Source organism: Acinetobacter sp. A2 (assembly GCF_048537555.1).
Classification (GTDB): Bacteria; Pseudomonadota; Gammaproteobacteria; order Pseudomonadales; family Moraxellaceae; genus Acinetobacter.
On record NZ_CP183239.1, the window covers coordinates 2,679,373 to 2,702,574 of the forward strand.

The window sequence follows — 23,202 nt, forward strand, 5'->3', positions numbered from 1 at the left end:
TTTTTGAAACACCACCTAGTGATTTATTTCGTCATCTTCAAGTTGGTCAAACTGAATGTCGTAAACGACGTATTTGGGTTGGTCGAGTGAAACTGTATATTAGTGCGCTACGATTAGAAGATGGAGAACTTTTACTTGTTGTTTCTCCTATGTTGAATGCTTCAGCTATTCGTGATTATGCATTACGCTGGGAAATCGAAACCTTATTTAGTTGTCTCAAAGGACGTGGATTCAATCTTGAAAATACTCGTTTAACAGACCCTAGACGAGTCAAGAAATTGATAGCAGTGCTAGCTATCGGTTTCTGTTGGTGCTATTTAACAGGTGAATGGCAACATGATCGAAAAAAAGCGATAAAAATAAAGAAGCATGGACGACTTTCAGTAAGTTTATTTCGCTACGGTTTGGACCATGTTCAAATGGCTATTCTACGTTTGATTGGTTTTGGGAAAAAAGAAGAATTTAAGAAAGTGCTAGCAATTTTAAGAAAGAAAAAGCCTGATAGGACAAGGGCCCTATGAAATTTGTCGTGTACAGAGTTAAAATTGTTACAAAGCCGCATTTTATATACATTTTTAAATTATCAACTTTATTTAAAATATGAGTGCAGTTATTTTGATCAATAAAATTAGTTTGGGGGTTAGTCGTTATGTTGAGTCGCTTTTTAGTTATTTGCCTGAGTAGTATGTATATTTTTTCGACTTATACTCTTGCAGCTGAACCACAAAAATCACTTCCTCCTACCACCAACAATCTAAACAATTTAGCACTGTTAAACCAAGCCGACACATGGTCTTTAGATAATCTAAATAAAGCGGAGTGGTCGGACAATCTTGAAAAAGGCTATCTTCCTGTTTACGCAAAGTTACAAGTGCTGTTGAGTCGCCATTACTCATCCTCAGGTGCAATTGATGGCATATTGGGCCTAAATACTGTGAAAGCCATTTCAGCTTTTCAGATTATGAAGGGTTTAAGTGGTGACGGAGTGTTAGATGCAAATACTTGGCGGCTTTTAAATGAAGTTACGACTCAACCGACGTTTATTGAGTACACCATTACCACACAAGACTTGAAAGGTCCTTATGCTCAATCGATCCCTGTGGATTATGCCGAACAGTCAAAAATGAAGGGCTTGTATTACACCCGTGTGACCGAAATGCTCGGTGAAAAATTCCATATGGATGAATTGTTTTTAAAAAAAATTAATTCAGGCGCAAATTTTAATAAAGTCGGTGAAAAGATTATTGTCGCAAATGTAATAAATGTTTTGCCAAATAATGTGCAAAGCATTATTGCACACAAAGGTTCTAAACAATTATATTTGCTTAATCGACAAAATAAGATCATTGCATCTTTTCCTGCAACGATCGGGAGCGAAGATAATCCCTCACCCACTGGCACGCATGCCATCGGCAGTATCGTGTTCAATCCACATTATAGTTATAACCCTAAGAATTTTATTCAAGGCAAAAATCTTAAGCCCTTAAGCCTCCCCCCAGGACCCAACAACCCTGTAGGAAATATTTGGATTGGTTTATCTCGACCTTCTTTTGGGATTCATGGCACGCCAAATCCCGCCTTAATTTCTAAAACAGCATCGCATGGTTGTATCCGATTGACTAATTGGGATGCTAATAACTTAGCTAAAGTCCTCCATAAGGGGTTAACTGTAATTTTCTTGGAATGAAAAAATTTACCTCGCTATTTGAAAAATCAAAATTTAGCAATCAAGCGCTTGCGTTCTCAAGCTCAATTCCTCTTGTCTCTTCCCACAAAGCCAAGATTTCGCTAGGCGTATACTTTTCCCACTTTTCATAGTTGCCAATAATTGGGCACTAACAAACAGCTCAATCTCGGAATACGTCCAATTTCCAGGAAGATTCCTCGGATACTTAGGTTTTTCATCTTTATGGTCTAAATAATCTGAATAAGTCGATATTTTCTTAGCAAAAACAGTATCTTTAATAAACCTAGCGTCTTCATCACCCGATAGCTCTAAGGTGCGTAACCGATCACCTACAAATTTCGACTGATACGGTAATCCTCCCATAAATAACCGAAGTTAAAAGTAGAGGTTAAGCAGCCATTAGAGGTGGCTTTCCTTTGTTAGCTTGATGTGGTCTTTCATGATTGTAATGCCACAACCAGTTTGTTGCATAATCTTGTACTTCATCCAAAGTATCAAATAAATGCTTGCTCAGCCAACTATAACGTATGGACCGATTATAGCGTTCAATATACGCATTCTGCTGTGGCTTACCCGGTTGAATATATTCAATACGAATACCGTGCTCAGTAGCCCAGCGCACAAATTCGTGACTGATAAATTCGGGACCATTATCGCATCGGATCACTAACGGTTTTTCTCTCCACTCCAGCAATTGATTCAACGTACGAATAACCCTGATTGTGGGCAATGAGAACCCTGCTTCAATGGCTAGGCCTTCGCGGCGGTAATCATCAATCACATTCAATAATCGAAACTTGCGACCATCGGAAAGCTGATCATGCATAAAATCTAATGACCAAACCTGATTTTCTCGGATTGGTTCTTTCAATGGTTCAGGCGCATGCCGTTTTAGTCTTCTTCTCGGTTTAATACGTAGATTCAGTGCCAACTCACAGTAAATGCGGTAAACCCGCTTGTGATTCCAGCAGCAACTCTCAACATGCCGTAAATACGAGAAGCACAAACCAAAGCCCCAATCGGAATTTTCCTCAGTGAGTTCAATGAGCTGTTCAGCAATGAGTGCATTGTCATCGCTGAGTTTGGCTTGATAGCGGTAGCAGGTTTCACTAATGCCAAATGCTTTACAAGCCAAACGAATACTAATGGCATGCTGGGCAACTGCCTGTTGTGCCATCTTACGCCGGCAAGATGGCTTTACCCTTGCGCAGCAGTGCTGCTCATTGCCATCGCTTCCTGGATGATTTCGGCCTTTAATCACTCTTCCGCATACATCTTTTTAAGTCTGGTATTTTCGGCTTCTAGCTCTTTCAGTCGAGCCATTAATGATGTATCCATACCACCATATTTGGCACGCCATTTATAAAAGGTAGCATTACTCATGCCGTGTTCACGGCAAAGGGTCGCTACAGGTGTGCCAGATTCTGCCTGTTTCAAGATGGACATGATCTGACTGTCAGTAAATTTAGATGTTTTCATGCAGAATCTCCTGCTCGTATCTTAAGAGAAAATTCTACTTTTAGATCCTATTATTTTTAGGGGGGATTACCACTTTAGCTGCGAGTGCTTTCAAACGCTTCTTAAAGTTCTCTAAATCATAGCGTAACCAAATAGAGCGAACACCGCTACCTGAAACAAATACACCCTTCTTGCGTAATTCGTTACTAGTACGATGCTGCCCATAAGCTGGATACTGAGTTGCGAAATCAATGACTGCTAGTTCTGTAGCATCATCTACACGATTTTTTAGATTAGGTACTCGACGGGATTTATTGATCAATGCATCCATGTCACCAGACTGTACTAGCTCCTGATAGCGATGAAAAGTATCTCTAGAGACACCCATCACTTTACACGCTCTAGATACATTCTGAAGCACTTCAGCTAAATTGAGCAGACCTACTTTGTGTTTAATGATTTGATTGTTAGTATGCAACATAAGAAAGTTACCTTTGTTTGATTAAGATTTCGACACCTTTATCAAAATGGGTAACTTTCTCTTTTTCAAGAGTTATGTCCGATCAAGTCTGAACTAATACATCTGATGAATAAAAAAATTTGCTAGAGGTGCACTATGAAAAATATTGCTTATCATTCTTTTATATGCAGTCTATACTTTTTACTACATGGATGTTCAAATTCACAACCACAACAGCCTTTGCAGCATCAATCAAATAAAACCATTGCAAAATCAACAACGATACCCACTCAAAAAAATCCTCAACAGACTTTAGCCTCTTTTGACAAAATCTCTTGTGATGACATTCAAAATCCACAGTTTCAGCAAGCAGTTTTAAATGCCATTAATGAAATTCGAAATCACTCCCAACAATGTGGAAAAATTGCCTACTCGGCAACTCATTCATTAAAATGGAATAATCAATTACAGATGAGCTCAACTGCGCATGCACAGGATATTTCACAACGTCAGATTTTAAGTCATGTCGGGCGTGGAGGTGAAAATCTTAGATTCCGTATTAAAAAAACAGGGTATAAAGGCGGTGGGGGTGAAAATCTAGCAACAGGTCAAACCAACCTTAAACAAGTTCTTGAAAATTGGCTGGCATTAAGCCCAGGACATTGCGATAACTTAATGAAACCGCAATTTAAAGATTATGCGATCGCATGTAGCCGAAATCCTACAACCCATCGAACATACTGGGTGCAACACTTTGGTAGCGGGAAAAACTAAAACCGAGTACAAGATCTTTATTTGATCGGGTAAAAACTGAAATTAACACTTATAAAATCTGCTTTATAAATTAAAAATCCCTCTTTTTAAAAGAAGGATTTTTAGTAGATTGATGACGTTTATTCGACTTAACGCTCGGTTAAGGCATTGTTTTTCGCTTTTAAAATTGGTTTAAGTAAATAAGAAAGAATTGTTTTCTTACCTGTCGTAATATCCAATTGAACCGTCATCCCTGGAATCACAGACAATCCTTTACCGAAAGTTGGTTTGTCTGTCACTGCACGGACGATATAAAACATATTGCCTTTTTCATCGGTAAATGTGTCTGGGCTAATATGTTTTACTTTCGCATTCATTCCGCCATAGATTGAAAAATCATAGGCCGTAAATTTAATCACCGCAGGCAAATCTGGTCGTACAAAAGCAATATCTTTCGGAGACACTTTTGCTTCAACAATCAATTGTCCATCTAAAGGTACGATTTCCGCGACTTGATCACTCGGTTTCACCACCCCACCGATGGTATTAAAGAAAATTTTCTGCACGATACCATTGGTCGGTGAACGAATATCTGTGGTTTTTACTCGATCTGCCACGGCTGAAATACTTTCCTTTAAACTCACTAGCTGAGCTTGCGCTTCTGCCAGTTCATTGCGCCATTGATTTTTTAAACTCACCGCAGCCTCAGAAGTGCGTGATTGCGCTTCCCCAATAGATGCCTGCGTAGCTCTTAAATTCGCTGCCGCCTGTTTGCGTTCGCCATCGGCATTCGATACGTCACGTTCAAGGCGCAAAATATCCATTTCTGACACTGCACCCGTCTTTAACAACGGTCTTGTGGTATTTAACTCCCGCACCGCAATTTGATATGCTCTTTCGGCTTGGCCGAGCGCAGCTTGCGCCCGTTGTGACTCCTGTTGACGGGTCGAAACCGTGCCTTGATTGGTCATGGTTCTTTGACTCAGTTCACGCAGACTTTCTGCATAATATTGGCTTTCTTGCGCCATAATGATTGCAGCTGCATCAGGTGAAACCCCCGCAGGGACACTGCCTGAGGTATAGCCCGAGCCATTTAATTGTGCACTTAAACGTCTAACTTTGGTTTGCAAGGCAAAAATCTTGGCATTAACTTCATTCAAATTTGAGGTGAACCTTGTCGGGTCAATACGAATCAGTAGGTCACCTTTTTTTACATGCTCACCCTCTTGCACATATACCTTTTCAACCACCCCACCATCAACAGACTGAATTACTTGCATTTGCTGGGAGGGGATAACTTTACCTTCGCCACGAGTAATTTCATCAACCTGTGCAAAAGCTGCCCATAGTAAAAATATACAGCAAATTGCCACAACAATATAAAGAATCAAACGTGCTTGCATAGGCTTTTGCGACTGTGTGACCTCTTGAACCTGACTTTGCCAATCATCTGCTGCTGCAGGTTGATACTTTTTAAATAACTTCAACCTGGAAAAAATAGACTGACTGACTTGCTCAGAGTTCTCAATACTTTTTCCTACTTGCTCAAAGAGTTTTTCGCGTTGGGTTTTTTTCTGTGGTTGCGTCATGATGCTGCTCCACTGTGATGACTTTGCTGAGGAAACATCGTACTCATCACCGTTTTTTTATCACCATCGGCAATGATTTTTCCATCTTCCACAATAATAATACGATCAACCAAAGCCAATAATGAAGGCTTATGCGTCACCAAAATCAAGGTATGCTGAGCAGTCATATATTGTTGCAACTGCCGTATTACATGATGCTCTAATGGTGTATCCATTGCACTTGTCGGTTCATCAAAAATTAGAATTTTTGCATCTTGAGCAATAGCACGTGCTACAGCAATAGCTTGACGCTGCCCTCCTGATAGCTTGCTACCCCCCTCACCAATTTGAAAAGATAAACCATCTTCATGCGCTTTTAAAATATGTGCCAATCCCGACACGATAAGACTTTTTTCGACAGCACTTCGACTCGCATGCGGATTACCCAATACAATATTTGATAATACTGTGCCATTTAACAGTTCAATATCTTGCGGGATATAGCCTATCTGGCTTCGCAATTCGGCTGGGTCAATCTGCGCGATATTAGTTTGGTCAATAAATATTGAACCTTCTGTTGGACGATAGAGCGCCAATAATAATTTTTCAATTGAGCTTTTACCCGAACCAACCTTACCTAATATCGCAACTTTTTCTCCTGCTCGAATGGAAAAAGAAACATCATTCAATGCAGATTTTGCTTCCTCCGAATAGCGTAAACTTACATTTTTAAACTCAATTTGTCCTTGTAAGTGTGGATGACTAAGCCAGCCTTTTAGATTGTCACGCTCCTGTTCTGATTGTACTGTTTGATCCAGCATTTTTAATGCACTAGAAGCCTGATAATAAGAGGTTAATAACCCCGCAACTTGTGAAATAGGTGCTAATGATCGTGTTGCCAACAGATAACAAGCGATGAGCGCGCCTTGCGAAAGCTTACCCTCTACAATGAGATACACCCCAACCAAAATGATCACCACACCTGTAATTTGCTGTACCCATCCTGCAAAACTACCAACAGTGCCACCCAAAAAACGTAACTTCGAAGAATAATGTACATTAAAGCGCGTGGCTTTTTCCCACAGGGCTTGCATACGTCCTGTCGCATTAAAGCTTTTTATTGTTTCTTCATTATTTAAGGTTTCAATCAATAAGCCTTGTCGCTGTTGAGATGCTTCCGACATTGCCTCCGACAACTGCTTCAAACGAATATGCACAGAGAGCGCATAAAGTAAAATAACCACTGCACCAATGAGTAAAGGTATGACAAAAATCCAAGATAAAAAGCAAATAACCGCTAAGAAAAGAATAAAAAATGGCAAATCAATCATTGCAACTACAGTCATTGAGCTACTAAAAGCACGAATGGACTCATAAGATTGAATGTTTGATGCCATCATTCCTACCGACAAATTATCTTGTCCCATACGGCGACCAAGTACTTTTTCCATAATATATGCCGACAATTTATTATCGGCACGTACTGCAGCCAAATCGACAAAATAACTACGGATTAGCTTAAGTGCCAAGTCGGCAGTAATCACCAAAGTAATACCAAGCGCCAAAACCCATAATGTATCTAAAGCATGATTCGGTACGACACGATCGTAGACATTCATCACAAAAAACGGTGAACATAAAGCAAAAATATTGACAAATAATGCAGCCAATAAAATGTCTTTATACATCGAACGATGCTGACGAATAACCCCCCAGAACCAATGCTGCGTACTCGACTGCATCTTAAGCTGATTATCCGCAATAAATTGTCGCTGCTGTAAGTAAATAACAGTGCCTAGGTACTTTTCTTGCAATTGTGATAACGCTACCTCTGTCACCGTATCATTCATTTCTGGGAAGTACACGGTTGCAATTTCGCGCTCGTTATCAATACGGTACAATACACATGCAGTCTGATCTTTGAGTAATAAAATCACTGGAAATACGAAGTGGTTGAGCTGCTGTAAACGCTGTTGCAATACATTGCTGTATAAACTTACTCGCTCGGCAGCTCGCTCCACAAACTGCGGAATCAAGCGGCCATTAGGTAATGGCAAACCAGACAACAAGCCCTCTTGGGTTATGCTTATGTCATGATCTTTGGCAATCCTTATCAAGCATAATGCCAAAGGATCGAATATCTGTGTACTCACGTGTTCACCACATCTTGATAAAAGGCTATTGGTCAATGCAAACAAACTTTCTCTGTCAAAAAAATAGGGCGCAATGTTGCACCCTGATCTTTATCTCTATAGCTCAAACAGCTTATTGTGTAGTTGTACTTGCTGTACCACACACATTTTCAGCCAAAATTTCACGTTGGCTAACTTCTGATACTTCAGGTAAGTTGTCACGCTTTACCCCTAAAGTTGGCAATAAGTTTCCTGTGCTATATAAAGTCTGTAACTGGGCGATTTTTAAATCATATTGTGCATTGGTATAGGTACGATTGGCTTGGAATGCCTCGTTTTCTGAATCCAATACATCTAATAAACTACGACGACCAATATCGAACTGATCTGCATAAGCCTTAACAACCGCATTTGATTCATCACGGTGACGTTGTAACCACTGCATTTGGCTCTGATAATTGGCAACATTATTATATGCTACAGTTGTCGTTTGGCGAATATCTACACAGGCTTTATTTTTCAAATCATCTGACAACATAACCCGTGCGTTGGCTGCATTTAATGCCGCTTTATCTGCACCGCCATTAAACAAATTATAATTCATGCGTAATTCAACAGCACTGTCTTGACCATATTTGTCTGGATTACTGCGTTCATCAAAACTGTTGCGGTTTTGATACAGCCCTGTACGCGCAACAAAAGAGAGCGTTGGGTACATATTGGCTTTGTACTCTTTTGCATTGGCACGTGCATATTGCATTTCGCTCAACGCTGCTTTAAGTTCATTATTATGTGCATAGGCAGCTTGTACAGCCTCTTGTGCATTCGCTGGTAAGTTTGCAGTTAAAGTCACTGGTGCCAATGTACTTGCTGGTTCTACACCTACAATACGTGCATAACGTGCAGACACATCATTGAGATTCGATTGTTCTGTAAGCATGTTGGTTTGTGCCAAAGACAAACGTCCTGCGATCTGAGATAAATCGGCGCGGTTACCTACCCCTTGATTGGCACGTTGTTGAATTTGGTTATATACACGCTGGTGATTGTTAAAGTTGTTTTCTGCAAGTTGTACCAAATCACGATAACGTTGTACATCAAGATAAGCTTGCGCTGCTTCTAAGGCTTTTTGCTCTACACCAGAGTTGAGCTCATAATAACGACGCAGTGCAGCATAGTCACCTTGCTCAACTTTATTTTTAATACGAAAGCCGTCAAATAATACTTGGGTCAATGCAATTTCTGCTTGTCCCTGATTAAACCAACCACGACCATCAAAGTCACGATCGCCTTTACCATAAGCTGCATTTAAATCAATTGATGGTAAATAACCTGCTCGTGCTTGTTTTTGATTCGCAGTTGCTTCAAGAAAGTTTGACCATTGAACCTGAACCTCTGGATTATTTTCAATCGCAGTTTTAGTCACAGATGTTAAGTCTGCTGCTGATGTACTCAATGCTACACTTGCTACCGCTACCATGCTTGCAATTTTTGTTAATGCTAATACTTTCACAGGTTTCCCCTTGTTTTAAAGTTTCTTAAATGTTTAACGATGTTGCCATCATATTAATAAATAAATTTGGGATAGAGGGCGAAGTGACTACGCCCTCTATGCTAGGTTTAAGTCTGGAAGTTGGTTTTGGTGATCATGTCGGTGATATCGCTAAAGGTTTGACCCTCAACCACGATTGTTACACTGTGGTCAAAATTAACATCATGAATATTAATCGTGTTGTCATTTACACTGACAAAGTGGCTTAATGTTGTGCCTACACCATCATTCCAGCCGAGTGCATTAAGCAAGGCTTTGGCATCAATTTTGTCATCGTCTGCAAGGCTAAAGTCCTTGATGGTATCGGTTGAACCGTCAGCATCATTGATACCACTGCTAACAAGTGCTTTGGTTGGAACACCACCCACACTTTCAGGCTTACCTGAGCCATCAAGTTTCAGTGTTTGACCCCACATAAAGATATCTGCACCTGTGCCACCAAACAAAATGTCACTGCCTGTACCACCTATCAGAGTATCATTACCACCCTGACCATACAGAATGTCATTACCTGCAGCACCATCGAGAACATCATTACCTCCACGCATGTCATTGGTCGCATTAAAGCGACTTACACCTGTTGTATCATTAGATTCTGCTTTAATAAATTCATAGTAATCATTAGCTTCTGCTTCACGACCCAACATTTGTCCGAGATAGTAAGTCAAAGCAGCCATACCAGAACCTTCAGCATCAGGCTGATTTGCAGCATTAATGTCACGATTACCCCAAATCGCTGTTGTATCATTATCAACACCAAGCCAATCGGTATTGATAACATCACCAAACATAATATCGTTACCTTTACCTCCAAACATTACGTCATCACCGACTTTATTTGGGTTTGGTTTTAAGCTACCTGCTTCTAGGGCATACTTCATTTGGTCGGCTGTCATTACAATATCAGCTTCGCCTGCAACCACATCCTTAGTACCAATACTGGTCGTTTTCTTCAATACATCCCTAAAGTATCTACGTTCAGCCGAAGTATTCAGTTGGATATTATCAAGCTGTACTCTCAACTGATTTGTACCCACATCTTCAACAGTAAAGATATAGCGATATGTACCCAATTCAAGTAGTTTAGACTTCATGGTAATCGCTGTTGTTGCTAAATCCTTTTCAAAAGCATTTGAACCACTATCAACAGCTTCCCATTCTCCAGTCACTGTATTGAATTTTTCCAATGTCCAAGTAAATTTATCCCCACTGTCCACTGTTCCAGTAGCACGTTGATAAGTAAAGCTGGCATAGGTATTTAATGCACCATTTGCACCTGTTGTGGTGACATCAAATGAATTTGTTTCCAATACTGCTGCTTGACCATCTGCTGCAACAGTATCAATAATTTGTAATCTGTTTGATACATTGCTAATCGTTGCTCCTGAAACAACAGTAACACCCGTTGTATTACCAGTACCAGTAAAATTCCATTTCACATCAGCCGCTGGTGCTTCAACACCCGTAGCATTGCTAGCAGCACTATGGCTTCCTGTATCAACTTCAACGTGATACACATCACCATCTTTAACCGTATTGTCAAATAAATTTAGAATTGGTTTTGAAACTGTTGCACCAATACCAATAGCATGAACTGTATTACCACCTGTCACGCCCAACAATTTTGTAAATGCGTCATACGAACGTTGCAGTGTGGTAAACGTTGGTGAACTACCATTACTTGATGTATTAGTACCATAGTATGTTGGGTCACCATCTGTAATAAAGAACGTCTGATTGAAATAATTTTGACCTGTACCACTTTGTACATCATTAAACCACGCTGTTGCTACATCAAATGCTGCTTCATAGTTTGTACCACCACCCTGCGTAAAGCTGCTACCACCGTTACCCAGTTTATCGGTCAAGATACCATCAACCAAGTCTGACCATGAAGTAACCGTTTGCCAAGGACCATTAGCATATGAATACTGATATGGATTAGCTAACGTACCATCCCCTCGAATAGATACACTAAGGACAGCAGACTCACCATCTATTGCACCTGCATTATTCGCAGACAACTTCGGATTACCTGAAGCTGAAAATGGAATCAATGTCAAATTGACTTGTCCGCCTTTGGTTGGGTCGGCTGCATTTGATGCAAATGGTTCTACAATGTCTTTCAGATAGTTCAATAAGGCTTCTTTCATCAGATTTAAACGGTCATTCCCAGTTCCTGATGATTGATCTAATGGGGCTGCCATACTACCTGATAAGTCCATGATAAAGGCGAGGTTGTAGTTATTTCCTGGTTCGAGTACAACTTTAACACCACCGGCATCACCAATCAGAACATCATCACCATCACCCCCTGTGATTGGGTCATTACCATTGGTTGGACCACCTGGCTGACCTGGTGCGTTAATAATACCCACTGTAATATCTGCAACAGCAACATTACTTTGGTTACCATCGACGTCGGTCACCTGTACTTCGACATGACGAATCAGATCTTTGTTCGGTGTAGTGGCATCTGCTGCAAAAGTAATGTTCTTAATTGCCGTTTGATAATCCGCAAGCGTTGCATTACCCGTCAAGGTAATGGTATGTCCATCATTCGACGCAACAGTAATTCCTGCTGGCAAAGTACCTACCGCAAGAACATCACCTGCTTCAAAACCAGAACCCGCTGTGCCCTGCAACTTAATCGTTGCTGTTGCAATATGTTGTCCAGCAGCATCCGCATCCGTGATCACGGTATCAACATCACCTATCGCAACTGGCGCACCACCATCGACAAAGTGTGTCTTATAGCCTGTACCCGTAACACCAGAACTATTATTACCGTCAAGATCAATCAGCGGACCTGCAATCGTTACCGTACTGGTCGTCACTAATTGTTCATATCGACCACCTGCTGCCGTGTTAATTGCATACGTATGCGACAGCGTAGGATTCGGGTTAGCAAAGGTCACACTAGCCGTGGTTTGACCTGCAAGAATTGTAATCGTAGGACCACCATTGGTTAAAGTGATGACAAGATTGGTCGTCAGCGGTGCATGATCTACACTCGCAGTGAGCGTAATCTGACCTGTCACGTTACTGGTTGAGCCATCTAGTGTAATAGTAGTTGGGTTGATGGTGTCGTTCACGGTCACTGTCGCAGTATCCGTGGTCACTAGATTTTCAAATTCTGCGCCACCGGTATAGCTGCTGATGCTCACGCTGTAGCTTTCGCCATCGAGGTAGACGTCGTCGCCTTGTACCACAAATGGCGTCGATTGCACGATGTCACCCGGAGTGTAGCCCACGTTAAAGGTCACGGTCGCATCATTGCTTAAGGTCAAGACCAATGGACCATCGGTCGGCGCATAATCTAGGCTTGCACCGATCGTCGCGGTTCCTGTGCCTTCATCCACGCTCACGTTATTCAGGGTCACCGTGGTCGGGTTGCTGGTGTCATTGACTTGTACGCTGACATCGGCTGGGCTGATGAGGTTTTCATAGTTGCCGCCCAATGCACTGTCTACCCCAAAGACCAAGCTCTCGGCATCGAGATATGGGTCTTCTCCATTCGGGTTGGCAAAGGTCACGCTGCCTGTGGTTTGCCCCGCCAAGATGGTGATGATCTGGCCATTGTCCAAGCTGATCACTAAGTCACTGCCTTGTGGTGCGTTGTCCACCGTCGCGGTGATGGTGATGTCCGCACCTTCGTTCACCGCTGCTGCGCTTAAGCTCAGCGTGCTGTCGTCAATGGTGTCATTGACTTGTACGCTGACATCGGCTGGGCTGATGAGGTTTTCATAGTTGCCGCCCAATGCACTGTCTACCCCAAAGACCAAGCTCTCGGCATCGAGATATGGGTCTTCTCCATTCGGGTTGGCAAAGGTCACGCTGCCTGTGGTTTGCCCCGCCAAGATGGTGATGATCTGGCCATTGTCCAAGCTGATCACTAAGTCACTGCCTTGTGGTGCGTTGTCCACCGTCGCGGTGATGGTGATGTCCGCACCTTCGTTCACCGCTGCTGCGCTTAAGCTCAGCGTGCTGTCGTCAATGGTGTCATTGACTTGTACGCTGACATCGGCTGGGCTGATGAGGTTTTCATAGTTGCCGCCCAATGCACTGTCTACCCCAAAGACCAAGCTCTCGGCATCGAGATATGGGTCTTCTCCATTCGGGTTGGCAAAGGTCACGCTGCCTGTGGTTTGCCCCGCCAAGATGGTGATGATCTGGCCATTGTCCAAGCTGATCACTAAGTCACTGCCTTGTGGTGCGTTGTCCACCGTCGCGGTGATGGTGATGTCCGCACCTTCGTTCACCGCTGCTGCGCTTAAGCTCAGCGTGCTGTCGTCAATGGTGTCATTGACTTGTACGCTGACATCGGCTGGGCTGATGAGGTTTTCATAGTTGCCGCCCAATGCACTGTCTACCCCAAAGACCAAGCTCTCGGCATCGAGATATGGGTCTTCTCCATTCGGGTTGGCAAAGGTCACGCTGCCTGTGGTTTGCCCCGCCAAGATGGTGATGATCTGGCCATTGTCCAAGCTGATCACTAAGTCACTGCCTTGTGGTGCGTTGTCCACCGTCGCGGTGATGGTGATGTCCGCACCTTCGTTCACCGCTGCTGCGCTTAAGCTCAGCGTGCTGTCGTCAATGGTGTCATTGACTTGTACGCTGACATCGGCTGGGCTGATGAGGTTTTCATAGTTGCCGCCCAATGCACTGTCTACCCCAAAGACCAAGCTCTCGGCATCGAGATATGGGTCTTCTCCATTCGGGTTGGCAAAGGTCACGCTGCCTGTGGTTTGCCCCGCCAAGATGGTGATGATCTGGCCATTGTCCAAGCTGATCACTAAGTCACTGCCTTGTGGTGCGTTGTCCACCGTCGCGGTGATGGTGATGTCCGCACCTTCGTTCACCGCTGCTGCGCTTAAGCTCAGCGTGCTGTCGTCAATGGTGTCATTGACTTGTACGCTGACATCGGCTGGGCTGATGAGGTTTTCATAGTTGCCGCCCAATGCACTGTCTACCCCAAAGACCAAGCTCTCGGCATCGAGATATGGGTCTTCTCCATTCGGGTTGGCAAAGGTCACGCTGCCTGTGGTTTGCCCCGCCAAGATGGTGATGATCTGGCCATTGTCCAAGCTGATCACTAAGTCACTGCCTTGTGGTGCGTTGTCCACCGTCGCGGTGATGGTGATGTCCGCACCTTCGTTCACCGCTGCTGCGCTTAAGCTCAGCGTGCTGTCGTCAATGGTGTCATTGACTTGTACGCTGACATCGGCTGGGCTGATGAGGTTTTCATAGTTGCCGCCCAATGCACTGTCTACCCCAAAGACCAAGCTCTCGGCATCGAGATATGGGTCTTCTCCATTCGGGTTGGCAAAGGTCACGCTGCCTGTGGTTTGCCCCGCCAAGATGGTGATGATCTGGCCATTGTCCAAGCTGATCACTAAGTCACTGCCTTGTGGTGCGTTGTCCACCGTCGCGGTGATGGTGATGTCCGCACCTTCGTTCACCGCTGCTGCGCTTAAGCTCAGCGTGCTGTCGTCAATGGTGTCATTGACTTGTACGCTGACATCGGCTGGGCTGATGAGGTTTTCATAGTTGCCGCCCAATGCACTGTCTACCCCAAAGACCAAGCTCTCGGCATCGAGATATGGGTCTTCTCCATTCGGGTTGGCAAAGGTCACGCTGCCTGTGGTTTGCCCCGCCAAGATGGTGATGATCTGGCCATTGTCCAAGCTGATCACTAAGTCACTGCCTTGTGGTGCGTTGTCCACCGTCGCGGTGATGGTGATGTCCGCACCTTCGTTCACCGCTGCTGCGCTTAAGCTCAGCGTGCTGTCGTCAATGGTGTCATTGACTTGTACGCTGACATCGGCTGGGCTGATGAGGTTTTCATAGTTGCCGCCCAATGCACTGTCTACCCCAAAGACCAAGCTCTCGGCATCGAGATATGGGTCTTCTCCATTCGGGTTGGCAAAGGTCACGCTGCCTGTGGTTTGCCCCGCCAAGATGGTGATGATCTGGCCATTGTCCAAGCTGATCACTAAGTCACTGCCTTGTGGTGCGTTGTCCACCGTCGCGGTGATGGTGATGTCCGCACCTTCGTTCACCGCTGCTGCGCTTAAGCTCAGCGTGCTGTCGTCAATGGTGTCATTGACTTGTACGCTGACATCGGCTGGGCTGATGAGGTTTTCATAGTTGCCGCCCAATGCACTGTCTACCCCAAAGACCAAGCTCTCGGCATCGAGATATGGGTCTTCTCCATTCGGGTTGGCAAAGGTCACGCTGCCTGTGGTTTGCCCCGCCAAGATGGTGATGATCTGGCCATTGTCCAAGCTGATCACTAAGTCACTGCCTTGTGGTGCGTTGTCCACCGTCGCGGTGATGGTGATGTCCGCACCTTCGTTCACCGCTGCTGCGCTTAAGCTCAGCGTGCTGTCGTCAATGGTGTCATTGACTTGTACGCTGACATCGGCTGGGCTGATGAGGTTTTCATAGTTGCCGCCCAATGCACTGTCTACCCCAAAGACCAAGCTCTCGGCATCGAGATATGGGTCTTCTCCATTCGGGTTGGCAAAGGTCACGCTGCCTGTGGTTTGCCCCGCCAAGATGGTGATGATCTGGCCATTGTCCAAGCTGATCACTAAGTCACTGCCTTGTGGTGCGTTGTCCACCGTCGCGGTGATGGTGATGTCCGCACCTTCGTTCACCGCTGCTGCGCTTAAGCTCAGCGTGCTGTCGTCAATGGTGTCATTGACTTGTACGCTGACATCGGCTGGGCTGATGAGGTTTTCATAGTTGCCGCCCAATGCACTGTCTACCCCAAAGACCAAGCTCTCGGCATCGAGATATGGGTCTTCTCCATTCGGGTTGGCAAAGGTCACGCTGCCTGTGGTTTGCCCCGCCAAGATGGTGATGATCTGGCCATTGTCCAAGCTGATCACTAAGTCACTGCCTTGTGGTGCGTTGTCCACCGTCGCGGTGATGGTGATGTCCGCACCTTCGTTCACCGCTGCTGCGCTTAAGCTCAGCGTGCTGTCGTCAATGGTGTCATTGACTTGTACGCTGACATCGGCTGGGCTGATGAGGTTTTCATAGTTGCCGCCCAATGCACTGTCTACCCCAAAGACCAAGCTCTCGGCATCGAGATATGGGTCTTCTCCATTCGGGTTGGCAAAGGTCACGCTGCCTGTGGTTTGCCCCGCCAAGATGGTGATGATCTGGCCATTGTCCAAGCTGATCACTAAGTCACTGCCTTGTGGTGCGTTGTCCACCGTCGCGGTGATGGTGATGTCCGCACCTTCGTTCACCGCTGCTGCGCTTAAGCTCAGCGTGCTGTCGTCAATGGTGTCATTGACTTGTACGCTGACATCGGCTGGGCTGATGAGGTTTTCATAGTTGCCGCCCAATGCACTGTCTACCCCAAAGACCAAGCTCTCGGCATCGAGATATGGGTCTTCTCCATTCGGGTTGGCAAAGGTCACGCTGCCTGTGGTTTGCCCCGCCAAGATGGTGATGATCTGGCCATTGTCCAAGCTGATCACTAAGTCACTGCCTTGTGGTGCGTTGTCCACCGTCGCGGTGATGGTGATGTCCGCACCTTCGTTCACCGCTGCTGCGCTTAAGCTCAGCGTGCTGTCGTCAATGGTGTCATTGACTTGTACGCTGACATCGGCTGGGCTGATGAGGTTTTCATAGTTGCCGCCCAATGCACTGTCTACCCCAAAGACCAAGCTCTCGGCATCGAGATATGGGTCTTCTCCATTCGGGTTGGCAAAGGTCACGCTGCCTGTGGTTTGCCCCGCCAAGATGGTGATGATCTGGCCATTGTCCAAGCTGATCACTAAGTCACTGCCTTGTGGTGCGTTGTCCACCGTCGCGGTGATGGTGATGTCCGCACCTTCGTTCACCGCTGCTGCGCTTAAGCTCAGCGTGCTGTCGTCAATGGTGTCATTGACTTGTACGCTGACATCGGCTGGGCTGATGAGGTTTTCATAGTTGCCGCCCAATGCACTGTCTACCCCAAAGACCAAGCTCTCGGCATCGAGATATGGGTCTTCTCCATTCGGGTTGGCAAAGGTCACGCTGCCTGTGGTTTGCCCCGCCAAGATGGTGATGATCTGGCCATTGTCCAAGCTGATCACTAAGTCACTGCCTTGTGGTGCGTTGTCCACCGTCGCGGTGATGGTGATGTCCGCACCTTCGTTCACCGCTGCTGCGCTTAAGCTCAGCGTGCTGTCGTCAATGGTGTCATTGACTTGTACGCTGACATCGGCTGGGCTGATGAGGTTTTCATAGTTGCCGCCCAATGCACTGTCTACCCCAAAGACCAAGCTCTCGGCATCGAGATATGGGTCTTCTCCATTCGGGTTGGCAAAGGTCACGCTGCCTGTGGTTTGCCCCGCCAAGATGGTGATGATCTGGCCATTGTCCAAGCTGATCACTAAGTCACTGCCTTGTGGTGCGTTGTCCACCGTCGCGGTGATGGTGATGTCCGCACCTTCGTTCACCGCTGCTGCGCTTAAGCTCAGCGTGCTGTCGTCAATGGTGTCATTGACTTGTACGCTGACATCGGCTGGGCTGATGAGGTTTTCATAGTTGCCGCCCAATGCACTGTCTACCCCAAAGACCAAGCTCTCGGCATCGAGATATGGGTCTTCTCCATTCGGGTTGGCAAAGGTCACGCTGCCTGTGGTTTGCCCCGCCAAGATGGTGATGATCTGGCCATTGTCCAAGCTGATCACTAAGTCACTGCCTTGTGGTGCGTTGTCCACCGTCGCGGTGATGGTGATGTCCGCACCTTCGTTCACCGCTGCTGCGCTTAAGCTCAGCGTGCTGTCGTCAATGGTGTCATTGACTTGTACGCTGACATCGGCTGGGCTGATGAGGTTTTCATAGTTGCCGCCCAATGCACTGTCTACCCCAAAGACCAAGCTCTCGGCATCGAGATATGGGTCTTCTCCATTCGGGTTGGCAAAGGTCACGCTGCCTGTGGTTTGCCCCGCCAAGATGGTGATGATCTGGCCATTGTCCAAGCTGATCACTAAGTCACTGCCTTGTGGTGCGTTGTCCACCGTCGCGGTGATGGTGATGTCCGCACCTTCGTTCACCGCTGCTGCGCTTAAGCTCAGCGTGCTGTCGTCAATGGTGTCATTGACTTGTACGCTGACATCGGCTGGGCTGATGAGGTTTTCATAGTTGCCGCCCAATGCACTGTCTACCCCAAAGACCAAGCTCTCGGCATCGAGATATGGGTCTTCTCCATTCGGGTTGGCAAAGGTCACGCTGCCTGTGGTTTGCCCCGCCAAGATGGTGATGATCTGGCCATTGTCCAAGCTGATCACTAAGTCACTGCCTTGTGGTGCGTTGTCCACCGTCGCGGTGATGGTGATGTCCGCACCTTCGTTCACCGCTGCTGCGCTTAAGCTCAGGGCAGTTGTTCCCACTGGCGCAATACTGATGATCTGATTCGCCGTCGACGTACCACCTTGGCCATCGCTGATGCTGTAGCTGAAGCTTTCTTGACCTGTAAAGCCTGTGTTCGGTGTGAAGGTGATGTTGCCTTGGGCATCGATGTTCACCACACCGTTCGGGGTGTTGATTTGTTGTGCGCTGCCCGGCGTTAAAGGCACGCCATTGATCGCAGTAATGGTCAGTGGGTTGCCATCTGCATCGCTGTCATTTGCCAATGGGTTGAGGGCCACTGGCGTGTTGAATGCGGTGTTGTACGTGTCATCGCTTGCGACAGGTGGCGTGTTGGGTGCTGCTGAAACGTTGATGGTTTCAGTCGCAGTTGCGCTGCCGCCTTGGCCATCGCTGATGCTGTAGCTGAAGCTTTCTTGACCTGTAAAGCCTGCGTTCGGTGTGAAGGTGATGTTGCCTTGGGCATCGATGTTCACCACACCGTTCGGGGTGTTGATTTGTTGTGCGCTGCCCGGCGTTAAAGGCACGCCATTGATCGCAGTAATGGTCAGTGGGTTGCCATCTGCATCGCTGTCATTTGCCAATGGGTTGAGTGCCACTGGCGTGTTGAATGCGGTGTTGTACGTGTCATCGCTTGCGACAGGTGGCGTGTTGGGTGCTGCTGAAACGTTAATGGTTTCAGTCGCAGTTGCGCTGCCGCCTTGGCCATCGCTGATGCTGTAGCTGAAGCTTTCTTGACCTGTAAAGCCTGCGTTCGGTGTGAAGGTGATGTTGCCTTGGGCATCGATGTTCACCACACCGTTCGGGGTGTTGATTTGTTGTGCGCTGCCCGGCGTTAAAGGCACGCCATTGATCGCAGTAATGGTCAGTGGGTTGCCATCTGCATCGCTGTCATTTGCCAATGGGTTGAGTGCCACTGGCGTGTTGAATGCGGTGTTGTACGTGTCATCGCTTGCGACAGGTGGCGTGTTGGGTGCTGCTGAAACGTTAATGGTTTCAGTCGCAGTTGCGCTGCCGCCTTGGCCATCGCTGATGCTGTAGCTGAAGCTTTCTTGACCTGTAAAGCCTGCGTTCGGTGTGAAGGTGATGTTGCCTTGGGCATCGATGTTCACCACACCGTTCGGGGTGTTGATTTGTTGTGCGCTGCCCGGCGTTAAAGGCACGCCATTGATCGCAGTAATGGTCAGTGGGTTGCCATCTGCATCGCTGTCATTTGCCAATGGGTTGAGTGCCACTGGCGTGTTGAATGCGGTGTTGTACGTGTCATCGCTTGCGACAGGTGGCGTGTTGGGTGCTGCTGAAACGTTGATGGTTCCAGTCGCAGTTGCGCTGCCGCCTTGGCCATCGCTGATGCTGTAGCTGAAGCTTTCTTGACCTGTAAAGCCTGTGTTCGGTGTGAAGGTGATGTTGCCTTGGGCATCGATGTTCACCACACCGTTCGGGGTGTTGATTTGTTGGGCGGTGCCCGGCGTTAAAGGCACGCCATTGATCGCAGTAATGGTCAGTGGGTTGCCATCTGCATCGCTGTCATTTGCCAATGGGTTGAGTGCCACTGGCGTGTTGAATGCGGTGTTGTACGTGTCATCGCTTGCGACAGGTGGCGTGTTTAGTGTAGGTGCAAATGGCGACAAAGGTGTCCAACTACCACCACCCAAACCATGCTCAAATGGTTTGATAACTGAAGGTAATATTGGGTACTCAATTCCTAAAGGCGGAATATTATCTACCACTCGGTTCAACATTAAAGGTTTGATGCCATCGGCGACAGATGTTTCGCCCGCACGAGTAAGTTGAACAAAACGATGACCACCTTGCGTTACATCAGGATCTTCATCAAAAGACTCCCCTGCAATTTCAACGTAGTCCTTACCTTCTTTTTTAAATACGCGACCATCATCCAAACGAACAACATCATTTTGTTGTTCAGTGTCATTCATTTGCTGAAATGATTTTGCAAAATTTACAATTTTATCGATATCTGAATTTGATTCGCCCAATAAAGAACTCAGGCTAAAATTACCGCCATTATTCGTTAAATCTTTACCGTGTATTTCAACCACACGGCCATTTGAAAGCTGCAACACAACATTGCTTTCTTCAGAAAGATGCAACACATCCTTGGTCTGAAGCTTTGCCCCCTTTTTTAGAATTATTTTTTTATTTGTCTTTGAAAAACGCCAAACATCACCATCAACAGAGATTATTTTTACCGATGTATTCATTTATAACTTTACCTCAATTTGAAAGTTTAGCCATATCAATTATTTATGCTTTACATGACCAAATTTATTTAGCGCAGACAAAAAACCATCCTAGATTAGTTAATTAATATACAATATTAATGTTACAGCGCATATTCAATTGCGTGCTTTATTTCGCATTTCTTAATTAAAATTACTGGTGGTGTCTCAAAAAGTATGCTGGCGTTAAACAAATCCGTTATTAAGGTGGCTTTGTTGCACAAAGATTTGAAATGCAAAGCGCCCCTAATTGAGCCAAATTTAAGGCGTAACTTGGGTAAGTGGTCGACCTAATTCCGTAAATCTGTTAAGGACTGCTACACGTGCATGGATCTCATTCACTTGGCTATCAAAACTCCTTGCACTGAGCTTATCTCCTAATAATTTGATGCAATGCATCTTATTTCAACCAAACTTCGCCGATGATAGCCTGACCATTTTTTTCCAGAGTGTCCTGCCTAAACGTGTAACTGTTCGAAGTCATTCGTTTCGCTCTAGCGAGCTACTCTTTGTATCTTTCCATGGTTTCGCATTTTTTCTAGGTGGAATCACCGCATGCGCTTGCCGATCTGCAATGACCTGACGGCATTGCTTGGTGTCATAAGCTCCATCGGTATAAACAGAATCAATCCGCTCATCTTGTGGAATCTGATTAAGTAAATCACCAAGCACCTGTGAATCACTGAGATTATTGGTTGTGAGCTGAATAGCGCGTATTTGTAGGGTTTTAGCATCTATACCAATATGTAGTTTACGCCATTGGCGACGATATTCAGGTCCATGTTTCTTTCGTTTCCATTCGCCCTCACCTAGAAACTTCATGCCTGTAGAGTCCATGAGTAGATGCAGCCCATCGCTACTTTTTTGGTAGCTGATTACAATATCAATATGCTTTTGTCTTCTACAAAGCGTGGTGTAAGAATATCACTGATATTCGGGGCTGCTCATCCGCAAAGTTTAATCAGACTTTGCACAAAGCCAGTAACCATACGTAAAGACAGACGGAATAAGGATTTAATCATTAAGCAGCATTGGATAGCTGCGTCGGAGTAGATTTGATTTCGCCCTTGTTTGCCTTTTGATGGCGCATACCATTGCGTAGCAGGATCAAACCAAATGGCAATATTTCCGCGACTCATGAGTGCTCGGTTATATGCGGGCCAATTGGTTGTGCGATAGATTTTGTGTGTAGGCTTCTTCATTTGAAAATTATATCGCTGAAAAAGCCTTTACAGATAGGTTTGTGCAACAAAGCCCAAAAAAGATTAAAAACACTATATATAGTGAAATTTACAATTTAATAACACAATATAGGGTGCACAACCCTTGACTCTCCTATAAAAAATACGTGAATATTATAGCTTATTTTTCAGCCACTTGGCATAAATATGGGGAGACATCAGCATATGTCTATAAAAAAAAAGCTATTGAAAGTCATCGTGTATCTTCAAAAAACTTAAAATTAATGTGTTATCCAAAATGTATGCATGCCTACCAAATCTGGATTGCTCTATTTTTTCAGCTTAATGAGAAACAGCAAAACTATCATTTGGATTTTACTTTTCAACAAAAAGTCGACATTCCTGTTCTGACAACAGACAAACCTGATCACTATTTTTTTAGTAGTCATTTCAGCTGGATCTATGCCTATTCTTACAACAAGAATAAAAATGAATTTAAGTTCAGAGCTTATGAAAAAAATAATTCCTACGAATTCACCATCCAGGCTTTAAGCGAAGTAAAGGCCTTACTGTGTTCCGGATTACACCACTCCATTCATGGCTTAGACATCATTGCAAATTGGCTAAATGAAGAATACTTAGCTGCACATCTTCAGGAAATTTTCGGTCAGGAAGTTTTAACTATCAATTATCTACGAGAATTATCAGGACTGTCTAAATCCAAAAGTCCAGTGAGTTCTATTTCAAATTATGCCGACCCACTGTCATTAGAAAAAATTCTGGCGGGAATTTAATC

General features: G+C 45.3%; 7 protein-coding genes and 4 pseudogenes. 4 read left to right on the forward strand and 7 right to left on the reverse strand.

Translation table 11 applies throughout. The annotated features are described in order from the left end of the window. Positions 1 to 17: 17 nt before the first annotated feature. Together ACNS8M_RS12780 and ACNS8M_RS12785 are read left to right on the forward strand one after the other, a co-directional pair. Positions 18 to 521 (forward strand): annotated as a pseudogene (locus ACNS8M_RS12780) (IS4-like element ISAba33 family transposase); the annotation flags it as partial. 128 nt (positions 522 to 649) lie between these two features. After that, positions 650 to 1,687, forward strand: a complete 1,038-nt coding sequence (locus ACNS8M_RS12785; protein WP_005401921.1) for a L,D-transpeptidase family protein — start codon at positions 650 to 652, stop codon at positions 1,685 to 1,687. A gap of 388 nt (positions 1,688 to 2,075) precedes the next feature. On the opposite strand, the pseudogene ACNS8M_RS12790 reads toward ACNS8M_RS12785, so the two are convergent. Both ACNS8M_RS12790 and ACNS8M_RS12795 read right to left on the reverse strand, forming a co-directional pair. Further along, positions 2,076 to 3,166: pseudogene (locus ACNS8M_RS12790) on the reverse strand (IS3 family transposase). A gap of 70 nt (positions 3,167 to 3,236) precedes the next feature. Further along, positions 3,237 to 3,626 (reverse strand): annotated as a pseudogene (locus ACNS8M_RS12795) (helix-turn-helix domain-containing protein); the annotation flags it as partial. Positions 3,627 to 3,761: 135 nt separating this feature from the next. Between ACNS8M_RS12795 and ACNS8M_RS12800 the strand changes: the two are divergent. Further along, on the forward strand, positions 3,762 to 4,379 hold the full coding sequence (locus ACNS8M_RS12800) for a CAP domain-containing protein (RefSeq protein ID WP_078390486.1): 618 nt from the start codon (positions 3,762 to 3,764) through the stop codon (positions 4,377 to 4,379). Between the two features lie 128 nt (positions 4,380 to 4,507). On the opposite strand, the gene ACNS8M_RS12805 is transcribed toward ACNS8M_RS12800, so the two are convergent. The 5 genes and pseudogenes from ACNS8M_RS12805 to ACNS8M_RS12825 form a co-directional block, all read right to left on the reverse strand. Beyond that, complete coding sequence (locus ACNS8M_RS12805; RefSeq protein ID WP_419224898.1) at positions 4,508 to 5,947, reverse strand: HlyD family type I secretion periplasmic adaptor subunit; 1,440 nt, start codon at positions 5,945 to 5,947, stop codon at positions 4,508 to 4,510. Then, positions 5,944 to 8,079: a type I secretion system permease/ATPase gene (locus tag ACNS8M_RS12810; RefSeq protein ID WP_253116803.1), complete on the reverse strand. Its 2,136-nt coding sequence runs from the start codon at positions 8,077 to 8,079 to the stop codon at positions 5,944 to 5,946. The genes ACNS8M_RS12805 and ACNS8M_RS12810 overlap by 4 nt, the downstream gene beginning before the upstream one ends. A gap of 112 nt (positions 8,080 to 8,191) precedes the next feature. Then, positions 8,192 to 9,571, reverse strand: coding sequence for a TolC family outer membrane protein (locus ACNS8M_RS12815; RefSeq protein ID WP_419224899.1), 1,380 nt, complete (start codon positions 9,569 to 9,571; stop codon positions 8,192 to 8,194). Between the two features lie 107 nt (positions 9,572 to 9,678). Next, on the reverse strand, positions 9,679 to 21,099 hold the full coding sequence (locus ACNS8M_RS12820; RefSeq protein WP_419224900.1) for an immunoglobulin-like domain-containing protein: 11,421 nt from the start codon (positions 21,097 to 21,099) through the stop codon (positions 9,679 to 9,681). A gap of 387 nt (positions 21,100 to 21,486) precedes the next feature. Continuing rightward, positions 21,487 to 22,427, reverse strand: a pseudogene (locus ACNS8M_RS12825) (IS5 family transposase). A 146-nt stretch (positions 22,428 to 22,573) separates the two neighbouring features. On the opposite strand from ACNS8M_RS12825, the gene ACNS8M_RS12830 reads away from it, so the two are divergent. Beyond that, positions 22,574 to 23,200: a hypothetical protein gene (locus ACNS8M_RS12830; RefSeq protein WP_354667295.1), complete on the forward strand. Its 627-nt coding sequence runs from the start codon at positions 22,574 to 22,576 to the stop codon at positions 23,198 to 23,200. Positions 23,201 to 23,202: the final 2 nt, after the last annotated feature.